16 protein-coding genes are annotated in these 18902 nt (G+C 62.2%); 2 read left to right on the forward strand and 14 right to left on the reverse strand.

Annotation, left to right across the window (positions count from 1 at the left end; translation table 11 throughout):
- Positions 1-184: 184 nt before the first annotated feature.
- The 8 genes from ispG to Q7V20_RS10320 form a co-directional block, all read right to left on the reverse strand.
- Entirely contained in the window at positions 185-1465 is a 1281-nt protein-coding gene (gene ispG, locus Q7V20_RS10285) for a flavodoxin-dependent (E)-4-hydroxy-3-methylbut-2-enyl-diphosphate synthase (protein ID WP_304790198.1), read from the reverse strand.
- Positions 1462-2382 carry a helix-turn-helix domain-containing protein gene (locus Q7V20_RS10290; RefSeq protein WP_304790201.1) on the reverse strand — a complete coding sequence of 307 codons (921 nt, stop codon included), beginning with the start codon at positions 2380-2382 and terminating at the stop codon, positions 1462-1464. Before Q7V20_RS10290 ends, ispG begins: the two co-directional genes overlap by 4 nt.
- Positions 2375-3232, reverse strand: a complete 858-nt coding sequence (pilW, locus tag Q7V20_RS10295) for a type IV pilus biogenesis/stability protein PilW (protein ID WP_304790204.1) — start codon at positions 3230-3232, stop codon at positions 2375-2377. The genes Q7V20_RS10290 and pilW overlap by 8 nt, the downstream gene beginning before the upstream one ends.
- A gap of 38 nt (positions 3233-3270) precedes the next feature.
- A complete protein-coding gene (gene rlmN / locus Q7V20_RS10300) occupies positions 3271-4413 on the reverse strand; it encodes a 23S rRNA (adenine(2503)-C(2))-methyltransferase RlmN (protein ID WP_304790207.1) in 1143 nt (380 codons plus the stop codon).
- Positions 4414-4424: 11 nt separating this feature from the next.
- On the reverse strand, positions 4425-4850 hold the full coding sequence (gene ndk / locus Q7V20_RS10305; RefSeq protein ID WP_304790210.1) for a nucleoside-diphosphate kinase: 426 nt from the start codon (positions 4848-4850) through the stop codon (positions 4425-4427).
- 78 nt (positions 4851-4928) lie between these two features.
- Positions 4929-7088: a 23S rRNA pseudouridine(2605) synthase RluB gene (rluB, locus tag Q7V20_RS10310; RefSeq protein WP_304790212.1), complete on the reverse strand. Its 2160-nt coding sequence runs from the start codon at positions 7086-7088 to the stop codon at positions 4929-4931.
- Positions 7085-7732, reverse strand: a complete 648-nt coding sequence (scpB, locus tag Q7V20_RS10315) for an SMC-Scp complex subunit ScpB (RefSeq protein ID WP_370652444.1) — start codon at positions 7730-7732, stop codon at positions 7085-7087. The genes rluB and scpB overlap by 4 nt, the downstream gene beginning before the upstream one ends.
- Before the next feature lie 365 nt (positions 7733-8097).
- The gene (locus tag Q7V20_RS10320; RefSeq protein WP_304790217.1) at positions 8098-9162 is read right to left on the reverse strand and encodes an RluA family pseudouridine synthase; all 1065 of its coding nucleotides are present in this window, start codon (positions 9160-9162) and stop codon (positions 8098-8100) included.
- A 113-nt stretch (positions 9163-9275) separates the two neighbouring features.
- Between Q7V20_RS10320 and Q7V20_RS10325 the strand changes: the two genes are divergently transcribed.
- Positions 9276-10115 (forward strand): outer membrane protein assembly factor BamD, encoded by an 840-nt coding sequence (locus tag Q7V20_RS10325; RefSeq protein ID WP_370652445.1) that lies wholly within the window; start codon positions 9276-9278, stop codon positions 10113-10115.
- A gap of 29 nt (positions 10116-10144) precedes the next feature.
- Here Q7V20_RS10325 and aceK read toward each other — a convergent pair whose 3' ends face one another.
- Together aceK and can are read right to left on the reverse strand one after the other, a co-directional pair.
- The gene (gene aceK / locus Q7V20_RS10330) at positions 10145-12034 is read right to left on the reverse strand and encodes a bifunctional isocitrate dehydrogenase kinase/phosphatase (RefSeq protein WP_304790220.1); all 1890 of its coding nucleotides are present in this window, start codon (positions 12032-12034) and stop codon (positions 10145-10147) included.
- Between the two features lie 14 nt (positions 12035-12048).
- A complete protein-coding gene (gene can / locus Q7V20_RS10335; RefSeq protein ID WP_304790223.1) occupies positions 12049-12729 on the reverse strand; it encodes a carbonate dehydratase in 681 nt (226 codons plus the stop codon).
- A 23-nt stretch (positions 12730-12752) separates the two neighbouring features.
- Here can and Q7V20_RS10340 point away from each other — a divergent pair, with 23 nt between their 5' ends.
- Positions 12753-13841: an MBL fold metallo-hydrolase gene (locus tag Q7V20_RS10340; protein ID WP_304790225.1), complete on the forward strand. Its 1089-nt coding sequence runs from the start codon at positions 12753-12755 to the stop codon at positions 13839-13841.
- Here Q7V20_RS10340 and Q7V20_RS10345 read toward each other — a convergent pair.
- From Q7V20_RS10345 to glyS, 4 genes are all read right to left on the reverse strand, one after another.
- A complete protein-coding gene (locus Q7V20_RS10345) occupies positions 13831-15096 on the reverse strand; it encodes a sorbosone dehydrogenase family protein (protein WP_304790228.1) in 1266 nt (421 codons plus the stop codon). The genes Q7V20_RS10340 and Q7V20_RS10345 overlap by 11 nt on opposite strands.
- 78 nt (positions 15097-15174) lie before the next feature.
- Positions 15175-16059 (reverse strand): M48 family metallopeptidase, encoded by an 885-nt coding sequence (locus Q7V20_RS10350; RefSeq protein ID WP_304790231.1) that lies wholly within the window; start codon positions 16057-16059, stop codon positions 15175-15177.
- Between the two features lie 16 nt (positions 16060-16075).
- Positions 16076-16684, reverse strand: a complete 609-nt coding sequence (gene gmhB, locus Q7V20_RS10355; RefSeq protein ID WP_304790234.1) for a D-glycero-beta-D-manno-heptose 1,7-bisphosphate 7-phosphatase — start codon at positions 16682-16684, stop codon at positions 16076-16078.
- Positions 16685-16701: 17 nt separating this feature from the next.
- Positions 16702-18900: a glycine--tRNA ligase subunit beta gene (glyS, locus tag Q7V20_RS10360; RefSeq protein ID WP_304790237.1), complete on the reverse strand. Its 2199-nt coding sequence runs from the start codon at positions 18898-18900 to the stop codon at positions 16702-16704.
- Positions 18901-18902: the final 2 nt, after the last annotated feature.

Consider the following 18902-nt stretch of genomic DNA (forward strand, 5'->3'; position numbering starts at 1 on the left):
TGTTGCTGTAACCGTAGCGGCGCATGAGGGCGCGCACGGTTTCTTCGAGCCATTCCCAGCGCGCCGATTCGGGCGGCAGGATGTCGTTCATGCCTTTGATGGCTTGGAGGATGTCGGCCATGAAAATGAAAGTCGAGACGGTGTCTGTGAGAGAACGGCGCAGAGCTTGCGCCGGGAAAGAAAATCAGGCCTGGACGGCGGCGCCGAAACGCCGGTCAATGTAATCCTGCACCAGCTTCTGGAAGTCATCGGCGATGCGGTCGCCGCGCAGGGTCAAGGCTTTCTCGCCGTCGATGAACACTGGCGCGGCGGGTGCTTCGCCGGTGCCGGGCAGGCTGATGCCGATGTCAGCATGCTTGCTTTCGCCGGGGCCGTTGACGATGCAGCCCATCACGGCCACCTTCATGTTTTCGACGCCAGGGTACTTGACCCGCCAGACGGGCATTTGCGCCCTCAGAAAATCGTCGATCTGCTTGGCCAGTTCCTGGAAGGTGGTGCTGGTCGTGCGGCCGCAGCCTGGGCAGGCGGTGACGCTGGGCACGAAGGTGCGCAAGCCCAGCGCCTGCAAAATCTCAAGCGCCACCACAACTTCTTGCGTGCGCGCCTCGCCGGGCTGTGGCGTGAGCGAAACGCGGATGGTGTCGCCAATGCCCTCTTGCATCAGCACCGACAGCGCGGCGGCCGACGCCACCGTGCCCTTGGTGCCCATGCCAGCTTCGGTCAGCCCCAGATGCAGTGGGTAGTCGCAGCGCTGAGCCAGGCCCCGGTACACGCTGATCAGGTCCTGCACACCACTGACCTTGCACGACAGGATGATCTGCTCGGGGGCCATGCCCAACTCGCGGGCCGCCTGGGCTGATTCGAGCGCCGAATTGATCAGGGCCTGGTACATCACCTGCTGGGTGGTCCAGGGCTGGGCGCGCCGGGCGTTTTCGTCCATCAGCGAGGCCATCAGTTCCTGGTCCAGGCTGCCCCAGTTGACGCCAATGCGCACGACCTTGTCGTACTTGAGCGCCGCCTCGATCATCTGCGCGAACTGCTTGTCGCGCTTGTCACCCTTGCCCACGTTGCCGGGGTTGATCCGGTACTTGGACAAGGTCTTGGCGCACTCGGGGTAATCGGTGAGCAGTCGATGACCGTTGTAGTGGAAATCGCCCACCAAGGGCACGTCGATGCCCATGCGGTCGAGTTGCTCGCGGATGTGGGGCACGGCTTCAGCCGCTTCCGGCGTGTTGACCGTGATGCGCACAAGCTCAGAGCCGGCAATGGCCAACTCCTTGACCTGGATGGCGGTGCCAATGACATCGACCGTGTCGGTGTTGGTCATGGATTGCACGCACACGGGGGCGTCGCCGCCAATGAGGACGACACGCTTGTCCCAGACGACGCGAGCCTGACGCGAGCGCCGTGGCGCCGGTCTGGCGACCTCGATCGGTTTGGCCAAAGATGAGGAAAAGTCGTTCATTTCAATTCAAGCCGCGCCACATTGTTGCGCGTGTGAGAGGCCAGTTCAACCGGCTGGCCTTGGTAGATCACGTCCAGGGCCGAAGAGTTTCCAAGGTGGAGCTTGAAAGGCGGTATGCCGGTCAGCTCAACGGTTTCGCCCACTTTGAGGTGACGGGACAGCAAGACACCTCTTCCATCGCGAATTTCAACCCACGCAGGTCGGCTGCTCTTGAGCACCAAAGGCCCTTCGCCAGCACCAACGACTGGCGAAGAGGCGGCAAGCGCCACTGGCGCAACAACTGCCACCTGAGAGGCTGCAGGCTCGGGTGCCGCCGACGACGCAGCAGCATCTGCCTGCGAAGGCACCACCGCTGGTGCACTGACCGCATCGATCGATGGCACGGGCGCCTCGGGCACCGATGCTGGCGCAGCCACGGTGTCGATGGTGGCCGGTTGCTGGCTGGGGCCCGCCCACTGAGGCCACTGAACTGAGGCGGGCATGAAATAAACCACCAGTGAAGCCAGCAGCAACACGATCGGAGCCAGCCATTGCGGCTTGAGCAAGGCTTTCAGATCAAACGATTCGCCCGAATCAAACGACAAATTGGCCCCACGCGACTCCTTGAACGGCTGGTTCAAGGCGGGCTTTTGCGGTGACAACGGAATGGCCTGGGCTGCAGGCAAAGCGGCCAGAACAGGCGCTGGGTCAATCTTCAGGCTGCGGCACACCGTCATGGCCAGCGCACGCGTGAAATTGGCATCGGGCAATTGATCATGCCGACCGCTTTCAAGCGCCTCCAGCTTGGCCGGAGAAACCTTGATCATTGAGGCCAAAGCATCGATTTCCAGGTTCTGAGCCTGCCGGGCTTCACGCAGCAGATCGCCCGCTTTGGCGCCCAAGGGGGAACTCGAGCTGAACGCGGTTGGATCACTCATCGAAACGCCCCAACTCCAACGCCGTGGCTTCGCGCGAATTGGGGAAACGGCTGCGCAAAATCCTGGCCAGTTCATCACGGCCGCCCACATTGCCCATGCGATTCTCAACGCGAGCACCCAGCCAGATGGATTCTGGTGTGATCTGCTCTGGAATGTTGTTCACACGGCGAATGTAAAAGCGCGCGCGCTCATATTCACCTCGTCGGTACAAGACCGCGGACAGGTTGTAAGCGGTGGCAGGGTTGGTCACGTCCAGCTCGTAAGAGCGCGCCAGGGACTTCTCGGCCTCAGGCAATAGACCGGCGCGCACCTGACAGACACCACGGGCCATCAAGGTTTTGCTGGTGGCGATGGTCTGCGGCAAATTGGCGGCGCGCTCAAAAAGGGCATCGGCCTCGGGATAGCGTTGCTTGCTGCAAAGCCACCAGGCGTAGTTGTGGATGGCACTGCCGTTGCGCTCATCGAGCTGGATGGCGCGCTTGAAGCTTTCATCCGCCAGTGCCGGTTCGTTCATGGCGCTGTAGATCAAGCCGCGCAACTCATGCGCCTCGGACATCCGGGCATCCAGCGCCAGCACGTGCTTGAGCTCGTCCAGCGCAGTAGTTAGTTGACCTTGCGCAAAATACGCTGTGGCCAGTTCCAGCCGGATGCGAGCCCGCTTGCGCACATCGCTCTCATCCGAGGTAGTGACCACATCGTCGGACACTGAGGCCGCGGCCGACCTGGCCATGGCCTTGCTGGCGAATGAGCCCTCAGCCTGCGGCGCTTGGACGCAACCCGAGAGAGAACCAAGACTCAAGGCCACAACAACGCCCAGACAAGCCAGCTGCGTACAACGGGAAATGGTCATGCGGTCGGTCTCCTGCGCCGGGAACGGGCCGCCGGCGCTCAATTCGATGGGGGGGTGCCGCGGCCAGCGGCCCCCGGGATCAGGTGGACTACAACGGGTTGGCGGGTCATGCGACCCTTGGCATTGGTGCGGTCCTGCACTTCACCGGCGAGTTGACCACAAGCGGCGTCGATGTCATCGCCACGGGTTTTGCGCACCGTGGTGATCAGGCCGGCATCCGCCAGGATCCGGGCAAAGGCCTGCACCCGGGCATTGTCGGAACGATGCAAGCCGGACGCAGGGAAAGGATTGAACGGTATGAGGTTGAATTTGCACGAAATGCGCCCACGCACCAGGTCGATCAACTGGTGAGCATGCTCGTCAGTATCGTTCACGCCATCAAGCATGCAATATTCGAAAGTGATGAAATCGCGCGGTGCGGCGGTCAAATAATCTGAGCAGGCTGCCAGCAGTTCGTCAATCGGGTATTTGCGGTTGATGGGCACCAGCTCATCGCGCAGCACATCATTGGGGGCATGCAAAGACACCGCCAGGGCCACCGGGCAGTCGTTCTTGAGCCGCTCGATCATGGGCACAACCCCGGACGTGGACACCGTGACGCGGCGACGCGACAAGCCATAACCATGGTCGTCCAGCATCATGCGCAAGGCGGGCATCACGGCCGAGTAATTTTGCAAGGGCTCGCCCATGCCCATCATGACCACATTGCTGATGACGCGCTCGGTCTGCCCCAGTCGCTTGCGCAGCGAATGCTCGGCATACCAGAGCTGGGCGATGATTTCGCCAGTGGTCAGGTTGCGGCTGAAGCCTTGGTGGCCGGTCGAGCAAAAGCGGCATCCCACGGCGCAACCAGCCTGGGACGAGATGCACAAAGTGGCTCGGTCGTCTTCGGGGATGTAGACGCTCTCGACGGCATTGCCGGCACCGACATCAAACAACCATTTGATGGTGCCATCGGCAGAAACGTGTTCGCTGATGATCGGCAGCGGCTTGAGGGTGGCAATGCCCTGCAGCTTGCCCCGCAGCGATTTGGCCAGGTCCGACATCTGGTCGAAATCGGAGGCGCCTTTCTGATGGATCCAGCGGAACAGCTGGGTGGCGCGAAAGCGCTTCTCACCCAGTTGTTCACAGAACGCGGCCAAGCCATCCAGGTCGAATTCGAGGAGGTTGACAGCGCTCATGGACAATCGACTTAGCGGCTGTAAACGTTCAGGCCAGGGAAGAAGAAAGCGATTTCTTGGGCAGCGGTTTCAGCGGCGTCAGAGCCATGAACGGCGTTGGCATCGATGCTGTCAGCGAAATCGGCGCGGATGGTGCCCTTCTCGGCCTTCTTGGGATCGGTGGCGCCCATCAGGTCGCGGTTCTTGGCAATGGCGCCTTCGCCTTCGAGCACTTGAATGAACACAGGGCCGGAGACCATGAAATCAACCAGGTCCTTGAAGAAGCCACGCTCTTTGTGCACGCCGTAGAAAGTTTCGGCTTCCTGACGCGACAGTTGCACCAGCTTGGCGGCAGCGATCTTCAGGCCAGCGCCTTCAAAACGGGCCACGATTTGGCCGATCACGTTCTTGGCAACGGCATCAGGCTTGATGATCGACAGGGTGCGTTCGATGGTCATTATTAAGTTCTCCTAAGTCTAGATTGGACAAAACCCAGCATTGTATCGCTGGGATATGACGGGCAGCGGACAGGCCGCTCAGCGACGGCCGCGACCGCCACCACCGCCGCCATGATTGCCACCGCCTCCACCGCCGCCCTGGCCACCACCGCCACGTCCTGAGCGACCACCCACCTTGTTGAAGTAGGCATCGGCACCGATGTAGCCGACCGAGGTCTGCAGCGGATCTGGCTGACGCGGGCCGCCCTTGGGCTCGCCGCCGCGGTCAGCATTGTGGTCGGGACGACCAAAACCCTGCGTGATGCGCTTGGAGCCTTTGGCGAAACGCTTGTCGAAGGTTTGCTCCAACGGATTGGGGATGGGGCCAATGTGGTCGAAGTCGTCGTTGTGCTCGCCTTGAGGCCCTTGCTGGGCCTGAGCACCCCCGCCCTGCGGACGATCCATGGGCGGGCGTCCAGGACGATTCTGGTTGTTGCGGCCCTGGTTATTGCCGCCTTGCGGGCCATACCCGCCCTGACCCTGCTGAGGACCGCGGCCGTTGCCTTGCTGGCCATTGCCTGCCTGCTGGCCACGGCCTTGGCCGCCTTGCCGACCCTTGAAGTTGTCCTGGCCCTGAGGGGCCTGTTGCTGCTGGCCGCCACCTTGGGGCTTGCCATTGTTGCGGCCCCCCTCCTGGCGACCACCCTTCTGGAAATTGTCAGGACGGTCAAAACCGGCCAGCGACTTCACGGCGCGGACGTCGGACTCGCCCAACTCAACCCAGACACCGCGCTTGAGGCCACGTGGCAGCACGATGGCGCCATAACGCACGCGGATCAGGCGGCTGACGGCCAGGCCCACGGTTTCGAACAGCTTGCGCACTTCGCGGTTGCGACCTTCGGTGATGACCACGCGGTACCAATGGTTCACGCCTTCGCCGCCACCGTTTTCAATGGACTTGAACGAGGCCATCTGGCCTTCGATGCTGACACCCTCCAGCAGCTTGTTCTTGGAAGACTCAGGCAACGTGCCCAACACGCGCACCGCGTATTCGCGCTCCACGCCAAAGCGGGGGTGCATCAACTGATTGGCCAACTCACCCGAGGTGGTGAACAGCAGCAGCCCTTCGGTGTTCAGGTCCAGGCGGCCCACCGACATCCACTTGCCGTTTTGCAAGCGCGGCAGACGCCGGAACACGGTTGGACGGCCTTGGGGATCGTCATGGGTGACCACTTCGCCCACGGGCTTGTGATAGGCCAGGATGCGCGCCGGTTGAGGCGCGATACGGATCCGGATGGGCTTGCCACCAATCTTGACCTGATCGCCATACGACACGCGCTGACCGATGTGGGCAGCGTGCCCGTTAACCGTGATCCGGCCATCTTCGATCATCTGCTCGATGTCGCGGCGCGAGCCCACGCCCGATTGGGCCAGGACTTTTTGCAGCTTGGGGGCATCGGGCTCAGGGCGCAGCACGCGCTTTTGCGGATCCGTCTCGGCACCCTCGGCTTCTTCTTCGGCGACCTCGTCGCGCACCGTGTCGAAATCGCCTGACAGCAATTCGGCAAAGACCTCATTGGCCTGCTCGGCCGCGATCGCTGCGCGGCGCGAGGGCAGTTGCTCCGGATCGCGGGCTTCATTGCCCTCGCCTTCCAGCGCCTCACCACCGTCAGTGACCTGCTCGCCAGCTTGCTGCTCAAGTGCAGGGCGTGGAGAACGATCACCTCGCGGGCCGCGGGGGCCACGATCTCGCCGACCACGCTCGCCACGCTCTTCAAAGCGAGGCTCGGCGCCAGCCGCCGCGACTGGCTCACCGTCTTGCGAGGCTTGCACTGGCTCAGGCGCAGGCTCATTCACGTCAGGGCCCAGCTGCAAGAAGCCGTCACCGGCGGGCTCACGGACCACCGGCGCTTCATCGCTGATCAAATCAGCCTGCACTGGCGCCGCTGATTCGGCATCTGCCGCTGGCTTCTTGCGCGGGGCACGCTTGGGCTTGGCCTCAACGGCTTCTTCAACTGCAGGCTCAACCACGGTCGGAGGCACGTCCTCGGCGACGGCGACGGCCTTGCGGCGGCGCGGTGCGGGCTTGGCGGCCTCTTCCACCACGGCTTCAGCCTCCGGCTCGACCTGGCTTTCGGCGGCCTTGGTGCGACGAGCCCGTTTGGGCTTGGGCGCATCTTCGGGCGCGTTGAGCGCGGACGGGTCCAGCTCAGGTGAGGATTCGTTGGGGTCTTGCATGGGCGCGTTGTCTGAAGTCATGGAGCGGGAGAGGGTTCGGCGGGATCGGCTGGGTCAGCCGCATCGGCATCGGGGGTAGAAGGGGGTTCGGACTCGAGCAATTCGGCTTGCACTTCCAACAGCGTGCCCTGCCCTTGTTCGTCGTGTTCTTGTTGTGTGGCGCTGGCAGCGGCCTGGGCTGCCGCTTCGGGGTCGTTGTCGAGGCCGGGCAGCATGCCTTGGGCACCCAGCATGCCGTCCAGAGCTGGCAATTGATCCAGCGACTTCAAGCCCATGTCGTCCAGGAAATGCCGGGTGGTGGCGTACAGGCCGGGCCGCCCAGGGGCGTCGCGGTGGCCGATCACTTCGATCCAGCCACGGTCTTCAAGCTGCTTGACCATCTGTGTGCTGACGGTCACGCCACGGATGTCTTCGATGTCGCCCCGGGTGACCGGCTGCTTGTACGCAATGATGGCCAGGGTTTCCATCGTGGCCCGCGAGTACTTGGGCGGCTTTTCAGGGTTGAGCCTGTCGAGGTACTCCTGCACATCAGCGGTGGTTTGAAAGCGCCAGCCCGAGGCTGACTCCCGCAACTCCACGCCCCGACCATCCCACTGCTGAGAAATGTCGGCCAGCAAAGCACGGACCCCGTCTGCCGACAGGGTGTCTTCGAAGAGGGCGCGCATGTCACGCACCGTCATGGGCTGATGTGCGCATAAAAGCGCCGCTTCTAGTACGCGTTGAGCGTCCTGAGGATTGAGGACTTCCATCTCTTCAATCGGTAAACACACGCCACCCGTTCAAGGTGGAGGTTCAAACGCCGCGCGCCCTGGCTGTCGGGCTGCGTGGCACGGACCCAAGTGGCATCGACCGGCAAATGAATGCACACGCCTGATGACCGAGTTTGACCGCCTGGTGGGGCTGGTTTGACGCCTTGGGTTTGATCTTGCGCCCCAGTGAGGGGCATCCGCTTGTGGGCAAAGTCGTCAGATCAAACGCTCTTTGCCGGATGGTTGGCACGCCTTGGCGAAACCACCTGATTTGCGAGTCATTATGCACCAGTTACAGGTTTTTGGTTGGCCATTTGCAGACACCCCCAAGCTTGGGCCAGATCGTCGGGCAAAGGTGATTCGAAATGAAGGGCTTTGCCGGTGATGGGGTGCTCAAAAGCCAGGCGATAAGCGTGCAGCGCTTGCCGCGTGAGACCCAAGGCGGGAGATCCCCCATAGACCGCATCGGCCACCAGGGGATGCTTGCGGCTCGCCATGTGCACGCGGATCTGGTGGGTACGCCCGGTGTGCAAGGTGCACTCCACGGCACTGAAAGCACGGCGAATCGGGCCGTTAGGATGGTCCTCGTCCAGAACGACACGCCCCAGACAGCGCACATCGGTGCGAGCTGGTTTGCCCGAGGCCAGCACCGCCATTTTCACGCGCGAGGCTGGATCGCGGCCAATAGGCGCCTCCACGGTGAAAGCGTCGGCCACGGCGCCATGGACCAAAGCCACGTATTGGCGCTTGACCACGCGGTCGGCAATGGCCCTGGACAAGGCAGTCACCGCCTCCAGCGTCTTGCCCACCACCATCAGGCCGCTGGTGTCCTTGTCCAGACGGTGAACAATGCCGGCCCTGGGCAGGTTGACAGCACCGGCATGGTGGGCCAGCAGGCCGTTCATCAAGGTGCCACTCCAGTGGCCGGCCGCAGGGTGCACAACCATGCCCGCCGCCTTGTTGATGACCAACAAGTGCTCATCTTCGAACACGGTGGGCAGCACCATGGGCTCAGCGACAAAGGCCTGGCTTTGCGCGGTGGGCCGCAATTCGAGCCACCCCAGCTGGCCACTGCTGACCTTGCGCGAAGCTGAATCAGCCAATTTGCCGTCAACGCGAACACAACCCGCTTCGATCAAACCTTTAAGGTGGCTTCGCGAGAACTCGCCCGCCAGACTGACCAACCAGGCGTCCAGGCGCTGCCCATGCTGCGCAACCGCGACCACGCCCTCCCGAGTCACCAAGGGCAAAGGTTGACTGGCGGGCGCCGTGGCCTCGGCGCCCCAATCCTCGTCCAAAGCGTCAATGTCCAAAAGCGGCGGAGGTGAAACGGGAGATCGGGACATGAAAGCTTTGCAGAGGGGTGGATGAAAGGGGTGGTGCCATGCTTCTATACTGCCGGGTAATGCGCACCCTCGTGCGAAACTCTATGCGGTTCCAACCTCCGCCTTATACACACGTGAAACTGCTGAAAAACACCTTGTGGGGCCGGTCATCTGGCGTGAAAACCGGCCTGGTCGGCAGCTTGGCCGCCGTCCTGATGGTGCTCAGCCTGAGTGGCTGCGGATCAACGCCCGAAGACGAGTTTGGTGGCATGGCACCCGACAAATTGTACGCAGACGCGAAAGAAGAAGCGGCCGACGGCAATTACGAGAACGCCATCAAGCGCCTTGAGAAAGTGGAGGCCCGCGCCTCGGGCACGATGCTGGCCCAGCAAGCGCAACTGGACCTGGCCTACGCTTACTACAAGACGGGCGAAAAGGCCCAGGCCCTGGCCAAACTGGAACGCTTCATCAGATTGCACCCCACCAGCCCCGCCGTGGATTACGCCATTTACCTTCAAGGCCTGGTGAACTTCAATGACGACCTGGGCTTGTTTGGCCGTGTGGCCCGCCAGGATCTGGCCGAGCGTGACCAGCAAGCAGCACGCGATGCCTACGAGTCGTTCAAGCAACTGTCGACACGCTTCCCCACGTCCAAGTACGCCGCGGACGCCAAGCTGCGCATGAACTACATCGTCAACTCGCTGGCCTCCGGCGAAGTGCATGTGGCGCGTTACTACCTGCGCCGTGGTGCCTACCTGGCCGCCGCCAACCGGGCGCAACAGGCCTTGACCGACTACCGCAGCTCACCCGCCATCGAAGAAGCCCTCTTCATCATGGTGCGAGCCTACGATCAGCTGGGCTTGATCCCGCTGCGGGATGACGCAGAGCGCGTGCTCAAGCAAAGCTTCCCGAACAGCCCCTACCTCATCGGCGGCGTCAAAGCTGCCGACAAGCCTTGGTGGCAACTCTGGTGAGTTGACACAAGCCCGGCACAGGCCCCGCCTCAATTGGCCGAGCTGCCTCCTGCGGTAAAGCCTGTCAGGCGGCCTTGGTCATGAACCGCCGGGCCTTCGGCGGGCACATCCACCGGCTCTTCCACTGGCGTGGTCTCTGACGAGGCCTCACCTTCGGCCGACGCCAGGTGGAGCTGGTGCACAAAACGGCGCCCACGGTCATACGGGAACACGTCGTGCACATACCCAGCCTTGATGCGTTCCTTGTGCTGCTGCCAGAAATCAGCTTCCAGCAACTCGGCATGGTGCTTCATGAAGATGGCACGCACGCGAGGATCGCCCAGCAAGAAGGGCCCGAAAGTCTCCGGGAACACATCGTGCGGGCCGACTGAATACCAGACCTCGCCAGACATCTCTTCTTCCTCATTGCGCGGCTCTGGCACCTTGCGGAAATTGCAGTCGGTGATGTACTCGATCTCGTCGTAGTCGTAGAACACAACCTTGCCGTTGCGCGTGACGCCGAAGTTCTTCCAGAGCATGTCGCCCGGGAAGATGTTGGCCGCCACCAGATCCTTGAGCGCGTTGCCGTACTCGATGACCGCGTGCTCCAGTTGCTCTCCCTCAGCTTCCTGGATGTAGATGTTGAGCGGCACCATGCGCCGCTCGATGTACAGGTGCTTGAGGATGAGCACATCGCCCTCCTCTTCCATCACGCTGGGCGAGAAATGCTTGAGCTCGGCGATCAGCTCATCGTCGAAACGGTCGCGCGGGAAAGCCACGTTGGTGAACTCGAGCGAGTCGGCCATGCGGCCCACCCGATCGTGCTGCTTCACCAGCACGTACTTGGACATGATCAGGTCGCGCGTGGTTTCTTTCTGCGGCGGGAAGAAGTCCTTGATCACCTTGAACACGAAGGGGTACGAGGGCAGATCGAACACCAGCATGACCATGCCCTTGATGCCCGGCGCAATGCGGAACTTGTCGCTGGAGTGGCGCAGGTGGAAAAGGAAGTCGCGGTAGAACAGGTTCTTGCCGTGCTTCTGCAGGCCCAGTGCACTGTAGATTTCCGCGCGCGGCTTTCGCGGCATCAGCGTGCGCAAGAACTGCACGTAAGCCGAAGGCACTTCCATGTCCACCATGAAATAGGCGCGGGCAAAGCTGAACAGGGCCAGCAGGTCATCTTCACCAAAAAGGGCTGCGTCAATGTACAGGCGCTTCTTGGAGTTGTGCAGGATGGGGATGGCAAAGGGCAGGCTCCGGAAGCCGTTGATCACCTTGCCCACGATGTAGGCGCCCTTGTTGCGGAAGAACAGGGAGGACAGCACCTGGATCTGGAAATTGGTGCGCAGGCGCACATTGCCCACCTGCTCCTGCAGGGCCTCGAAAATGAAGCCTACGTCGCGGTTCAGATCTTCAAACGGTTCGTCGAGCTCGTAGCTCTGGATCACCGTTTTGAGCATGGCGCGCAGGTTCTCACGCGTGGGGTAGTAAGCGCGGAAGGTGGGCTTGGCTTTAGGGTCTTCGTCCTCGATGTACTCGGTGGACACGGCCGGCCGCACAAAGATGAAATCGTTGCGGAAATAGCGCCGGTGCAACATCCGGATCGTGACCGAATTGAAGAAAGTCTCGGCCAGTTCGGGCTGGCGGTGGTTGGTCAGCAGGCCGATGTAGAACAGCTTGATCTGGTGCCAGACCTCCATGGGCAGTTCGCTGGCCAGGTAGTCGTTTTCCAAGCGGGCCACAGCCTCGTTCACGCGCAGATCGTAAAACTCGATGCGCACGCGCTGGGCCAGTTGCTGGCCATGCCAATCGGCCTGCTCGAAACGAACCTTGGCGTCGGCGCTGGTTTCGCGGAAGATCTTGTAGTGGCGGTCAAACCCATCGAGCATGGCCTTGGCGATTTCAAAGGCGCGTGAATCGGTCAGTTGCGTTGGGAGCATGGATCGGCCTGAAATTAAACCGCTGAGCCAGCGGCAGGTTGTGGGGTGTGGCGTTTTTTCAGCTCGGACAGGGCTTCGGCATAGGCGGCCCCGAGGGCTTCGGGGTGTTCCACGGTCATCCGCATGTCCTTGATGTGGCCATCATGCAAGCCGTAGACCCACCCGTGCACAACGACCTCCTGGCCACGTGCCCAGGCATCTTGCACCACGGTGGTCTGGCACACGTTCAAGCTTTGCTCCAGCACATTGAGCTCGCACAGGGCGTCCAGCCTGGCTGGGCCGTCCGGGAGTTGGTAGAGCCAGTCGCGGTGCAGGTTGCGCACGTCCTGCACATGGCGCAGCCAGTTGTCGGCAATGCCGATGCGCTGGTTGTTCATGGCCGCCTTGACGCCGCTGCAGCCGTAGTGCCCCACCACGATGATGTGCCTGACCTTGAGCGAATCGATCGCGAATTGCATCACCGACAGGCAGTTCAGGTCGGAATGCACCACGACGTTCGCCACATTTCGGTGCACGAACAATTCACCGGGCAGCAGCCCCACGATTTCATTAGCCGGAACGCGGCTGTCACTGCAGCCGATCCACAGGTACTGGGGGGACTGCTGCTGCTGCAAGCGGGTGAAGAAACCGGGCGTGCGGTTTTCAATGTCCCGAGCCCAGGCCCGGTTTTTGTCGAACAGGGATTCAAGTGTCATGGATGAGAGTGTAGTCAGGCTTCATGGGTCACAATTCCCGCATGCAAGAGACTTCACCTGCGACGATCGACTACCCCATGGGCGACACCCTGCCCGCCACGGGCCAGGCCTTGGCCGTGACGCCCGGGGTGCGCTGGGTTCGCATGGCCCTGCCATTCGCACTGGACCACATCAACCTCTGGCTGTTGCGCGATGAGATAGATGGCCAGCAGGGCTGGACGATCATTGACTGCGGCATCGCCAACCAGGGCACCCAGGACGCGTGGGAACAGGTGTTTGCCACCCAGTTGGAAGGCTTGCCGGTGCTCAGGGTCATCGTGACGCACATGCACCCCGACCACGTCGGCAATGCGCATTGGTTGACCGAGCGCTGGAGCACCCCGCAGCAGCCCTGCCGCCTCTGGATGAGCGCCACCGATTTTCACGCGGCGCACCTGGCGAGCAAGCACACCAACAATTTTGGCGGTGAGCGGGCCGCGGACTTCTTTGCCAGCCACGGGCTGACCGACCCGGAGTCGGTGGCCAAGATCCGGGCCCGAACCAACTACTTCAGCGCCATGGTGCCCGACATGCCGCATGCCTTTCACCGCTTGCGCGATGGCCTGGCGGTGAAAATCGGCCCTCACACCTGGAGCTGCCACGTGGGACACGGCCATGCGCCAGAGCACATGGCGCTGCATTGCCCGGCACTGGGCGTGTTGATCTCGGGCGACATGGTGCTGCCCCGGATATCGACCAACGTCAGCGTGTACGACGCCGAACCCGAGGCCGACTCACTGACCTTGTTTTTGCAGTCTTTGGACCGCATGCGGGCGCTCCCAGCCGACACCTTGGTGCTGCCATCACACGGCAAGCCCTTTTCTGGCCTGCATGCGCGCATCGATCAATTGCACGAGCACCACCGGGAGCGCCTGGCCGAGGTCGTCACGGAATGCCAGCAACAAGCCACCACGGCCGCCGACCTGCTACCAGTGCTGTTCAAGCGCAAGCTCGACCTGCACCAGACCACGTTTGCCATGGGCGAGGCCGTGGCCCACCTTCATGCCTTGTGGCACAAGGGCACGCTCACGCGCACCCTGGGAGCCGATGGCATCTACCGATTCAGCTGCTGACGACCTGACGCCTTGAGTTTCGGCGGCGGCCCAGCGCCCCAATCACCAACAAACCCGCCAACGCGCTGGCCCAGGTTTCCGCTTCGGGCACCATGGCCACGACCATGCCGTTGATCCCGATGGCGTACAGACGGCCAAAGCCGTCTTCACCAAAGGAGGTCGGACCACTCAAGCCGGTGGCGCCCAGCAAGGCTGCTGTGTCGTCACGAAAATCCACGGGCTTGCCATCTGCCCCCAAGTAAAAAGAAAACACTCGGTCGGATACGAAGTCAGCGAAGAAGTAGCGCCCGTCGGCATCCCCAATGCTGGGGCCTCGGTAAACATAGCCCCCAGTGATTGAATTGCCCAGACCACCAGGTGCGCCCAGGTGCGCATATTCAAAGATGGGATCGGTCAAGCCGGGCGCCTCGCCGCCCACCACAGGAGTCGCCACAGAGCCTTCTCTCAGGCGCCAGCCATAGTTGTGACCACCAAGGTCCCCGGCCTTCTCCAGATTGATTTCTTCGAAAACATCCTGGCCGACATCCGCGATCCAGAAATCGCCTGTTTGCCGATCAAAGCTGTTGCGCCATGGGTTGCGAACACCCAGTGCCCAGATCTCGGGCCGGGTGCCTGCCTGGTTCACGAAGGGGTTGTCGGTGGCCACGCTGTAGCCAGCGTCGGCACCGCTCACGTCAATCCGAAGCACCTTGCCCAGCAGGCTGTTGCGGTTCTGTCCATGGTTGTGGGGGTCATTGGCATCGCCGCCATCACCGGTGGCGATGTAGAGGTTCTGGTTGTCGCCAGGCCTGAAGGCCAGCCAGCCCGCCTTGTGGTTACCGTAGGGTTCTTGAGGGATGCTGATGACGCTTTGGGCCGAGCCCGCATTGGCCACATTGCTGGATGGCGCGGCCACCGTGTACCGCTCGACCACGGTGTTGAGCGTGGTTTTGTCGATGTAGTTGACGTAGAACCTGCCGTTGCTGGCATAGCCGGGGTCAAAGGCCAAGCCCAGGAGTCCGCGCTCGCCAGCGGTATCCACCTTGGCCGACAGGTCCAAAAACGGCGTCGCCAGCGTCTGACCATTGGCAATGATCTTGACCAGCCCGCTCTTTTCAATGACAAAAAGGCGGTGGTCCCCGGTAGGTGCGGTCAGGTAGACGGGCTGGCTCAGATCACCGGCCACCAACGTGCCGCTGAGGGCGTGCGCCCCTGAAACAGCCACGGCCATCGCCATGGACGCGCAAAACTTTGCCAGAACATATCGTCCTCTCATGCTTTTCTCCTTGTGACCTATGTTGACCCGAGCCGGAGATTAAGCAGGAAAGGAAGGGACTTTCAAGACAAGGGCTATTCAGGCCCAGTCCGGGATGACTGCATGGCGCAATTGCTCGCGGGCTTTTTCGTAATCTGGCATGACGGACATGACCACTTCCCAGAAGCGGGGGCTGTGGTTCATTTCGCGCAAGTGGGCCAGCTCGTGCACCACCACGTAGTCGATCACATGGTCGGCAAAGTGCATCAGGCGCCAATGCAGGCGGATGGATCCATCCACACTCGCACTGCCCCAGCGCGTGCGCGCAGACGACAGGCTGATCCGGCTGACGCTCACACCCATCAGCGGGGCAAAGTGCTTCACCCGCGCTTCAAAGCGCTGTTTGGCCTGCTTCTTCAGCCAGGACTGAAAAGCATCACCAATCAGCCCAGATGCTGCGTCAGGGTTCAAACCCAACATCAGGGCCCGGCCGCTTTCGCTCAGGCTGACACCTTTGGTGCCAGGATCCAGCACCAGGGTCAGCGGCTCACCCAGGTAAGGCAAAACCGCACCATGCTGCCACTCGATGCGAGAGGCCTTCTGCTTCAAGGCACGCTCGCGCTGCTCGACCAGCTTGTTGCAGATCCAGCGGGATTTGGCGTGCAGGGCGGTTTCGATGTCGCCGGAAGACACCCACCGGGGGGCGCGCACGCTCAGCCCTTCGGAGCTGACGACCATGCCGATGCTGCGGCGGCGCACGCGCTGGAATTCATAGGCCACGATCACATCGCCCAGGCGCACTTCATGCTCGGCCTGGGGGTGGCGGAATACGGGTATGTCGGGCTGGGCAGGCACCGGCATGGCGGGCGACTGGGCCAGGGCCGCAGAATGCGGCTCCTTGCCAGTGGCGCCTTCCACCCAGGGCAGGCCCATCTGCTCACCCGACGACACTGGTGTCACTGTCTCAGGCGTTCGGTCACTCATCACTCAAACTTGTCTTTCATGTCAGCTCGCCCATGTGTGTGGCCACGGGGCTGTCTTCGCCATGTGCACGCCGATCCCGCAGGATCAGGAAGTCGGCAAAGGACGACAGATCGGGATGGATCGTCAGATCGGAAACCTGCTGGCGCAGGTCGATCAATTCGGTTTCGGTCATGGTGGCGGCCTGCCCGGTGCGAACCAGGTGGGGCTCGCAACCGACGGACTGCGCCGCCAGCACATCGCGCGGAAGGTCGCCCACCATGGGCACACCCGCCAAGGACACGCCAAAGCGCTGCCCGATCATCTTGAACAGACCAGGCAAGGGCTTGCGGCAGGTGCATTGGTCTTCGGGGGTGTGGGGGCAGAAGAAAACGGCCTCGACCCGGCCGCCATGGCGGGCCAGCAACTGGTTCATCCGTGCATGCATGGCGTTGAGGGCCACCATGTCGAACAAGCCCCGGCCGATGCCCGACTGGTTGGTGGCCACGACAACGTGCCAGCCGGCATGGTTGAGCCGGGCGATCGCCTCCAGCGCACCGGGCAGAGGCACCCACTCGTCCGCCGACTTGATGTAGTCGTCCCGCTCGTGATTGATGGTTCCGTCGCGATCGAGAATGACGAGTTTCATGCCCACTCCGAAAGGGGTCATGCGGCCAACCTGGACAGGTCGGCCACGCGATTCATGGCCTGGTGCAAGGATGCCAGCAAACCGAGGCGATTGGTGCGCAATGCGGCATCTTCGACATTAACCATGACATCGGCAAAAAATGCATCAACTGGCGTCTTCAGAACTGCGAGTGCTTGCAGCGAGGCCGTGTAGTCACCGTCATCAGCCTTCATCCTTGCTTTGACCTTAACAGCGGTCAGGGCCTCGTATAGCGCGACTTCGGCGGGCTCCTTCAGTAAAGCGGCATCGACCTCGGGCTCAACCTTGCCATCGACCTTTTTAAGAATGTTGCCCACTCGCTTGTTGGCAGCGGCCAATGAGGCGGCCTCAGGCAGCGCGGCAAAAGCCCGGACGGCCGCAAGGCGCTGATCAATCTCGGCCAAGCGCTGTGGATCCAAGGCCAGCACGGCATCGACTTCCTGGGCGCTGTAGCCTTGCTCGCGCAGGCTGCCGGACAGGCGATCGTAGATGAAACGCACCAGCAAATCCTTCCGTTCGGCGGCCTTGCCCTCAAACGGCGGGTAGAGCTTGCTTGCCAGATCGGCGTCTTGTTTGACACTCGGCTCCGGGAGGCCGGCAAACGCGCCAAATGCACTATCCACCATCTGCTCTAACTGCAGCGGCAGATCGCGCTCGATCAGCATGCGAATCACGCCCAGGGCATGGCGACGCAAGGCGAATGGATCCTTGTCGCCCGTGGGCAACTGGCCGATGCCGAACAGGCCCACCAGGGTCTCCAGCTTGTCGGCCAAGGCCACCACCACGCCGACCAGATCGCGCGGCAATTCATCGCCCGCGAAACGGGGCTTGTAGTGGTCTTCGATGGCCTGCGCCACCTGGTCGCCCAGGCCATCGTGGCGGGCGTAGTAGCCGCCCATGATGCCTTGCAACTCGGGGAACTCGCCCACCATGTCGGTCAACAGATCGACCTTGGCCAGGCGGGCTGCCGTATCCACGTTCGCAGCCAGCGAGGCTTGACCCAATGCCTCCATCAACCCCTTGGCAATGGCGCGCACGCGTTCGACGCGTTCGCCCTGCGTGCCCAGCTTGCCGTGGTAAACCACCTTGGACAGGCCAATCACGCGGGACTCCAGGGTCTTCTTGCGGTCCTGGTCGAAGAAGAACTTGGCGTCGGCCAGGCGCGGGCGCACCACGCGCTCGTTGCCGCCAACCACCGCGCTGGCGTCTTCAGGACTGATGTTGCTGACGATCAGGAACTGGTTGGTCAACTTGCCGGAAGCGTCCAGCAAGGGGAAGTACTTCTGGTTGGCCTTCATCGTGAGGATCAGGCACTCTTGCGGCACTTCCAGGAAGGCCTCTTCAAAGCGGCCGGTCAACACATTGGGGCGCTCAACCAGGGCCGTCACCTCGTCCAACAGCGCGTCGTCATCGATGGGATGGAGGTTGGTGCCGACCTTGCTCGCAGCAAGCTTGAGTTGACGCGAGATCTCGCCCCGGCGGGCTTCGAAGCTGGCGATCACGGCGCCTTCTTGCGCGAGTTGCGCCGCGTAGGTGTCGGCGTTATGAAGCACCACGGGGTTGACCTTGGCCTCAAAGCGATGGCCTTGCGTGCTTCGGCCAGACAGCAAGCCCAACGCACCCACGGAAACCACTTGGTCGCCATGCAGGGCCACCAGGCCATGCGCCGGACGCACGAAGTTGACGCTGGTCCAGCCCGGCTGGAAATCAGCGCCCGGGCCTTGCTCCAACTGGTAATTCATCACCTTGGGGATCGGCAGCTTGGACAAGGTTTCGTCCAGCGCCTTTTGCAAGCCTTCGCTCAAGCTGGCACCGGCCTTGATGCTGTCAAAGAACAGCGCCTCGGCCTTGCCATCGGGCAAGCGCTTCAGGCTGGCAACCGCGTCAGGTCCAGCGCCCAAGGCCGAAAGCCGTTTGAGCAAGGCTGGCGTGGCCTGGCCTTCGGCATTCAGACCCACGCTGACGGGCATCAGCTTTTGTTGCACAGCCTGGTCAGTCGCCTTGGCCAGCACCGACGTCACATGCACCGCCAGACGGCGCGGCGAAGCAAAGGCCGTCGCCACGGAATCAGCACCCGCCAGGCCTTGCGATTTCAGGCTATCAGCCAGCACCTGGGCAAAAGACTCACCCAACTTCTTGAGCGCCTTCGGCGGCAACTCTTCAACGAACAACTCAACGAGCAAATTGGAAGCGCTCATGC

Origin of the sequence: Aquabacterium sp. (assembly GCF_030652515.1) — a bacterium.
GTDB lineage: Bacteria > Pseudomonadota > Gammaproteobacteria > Burkholderiales > Burkholderiaceae_C > Aquabacterium.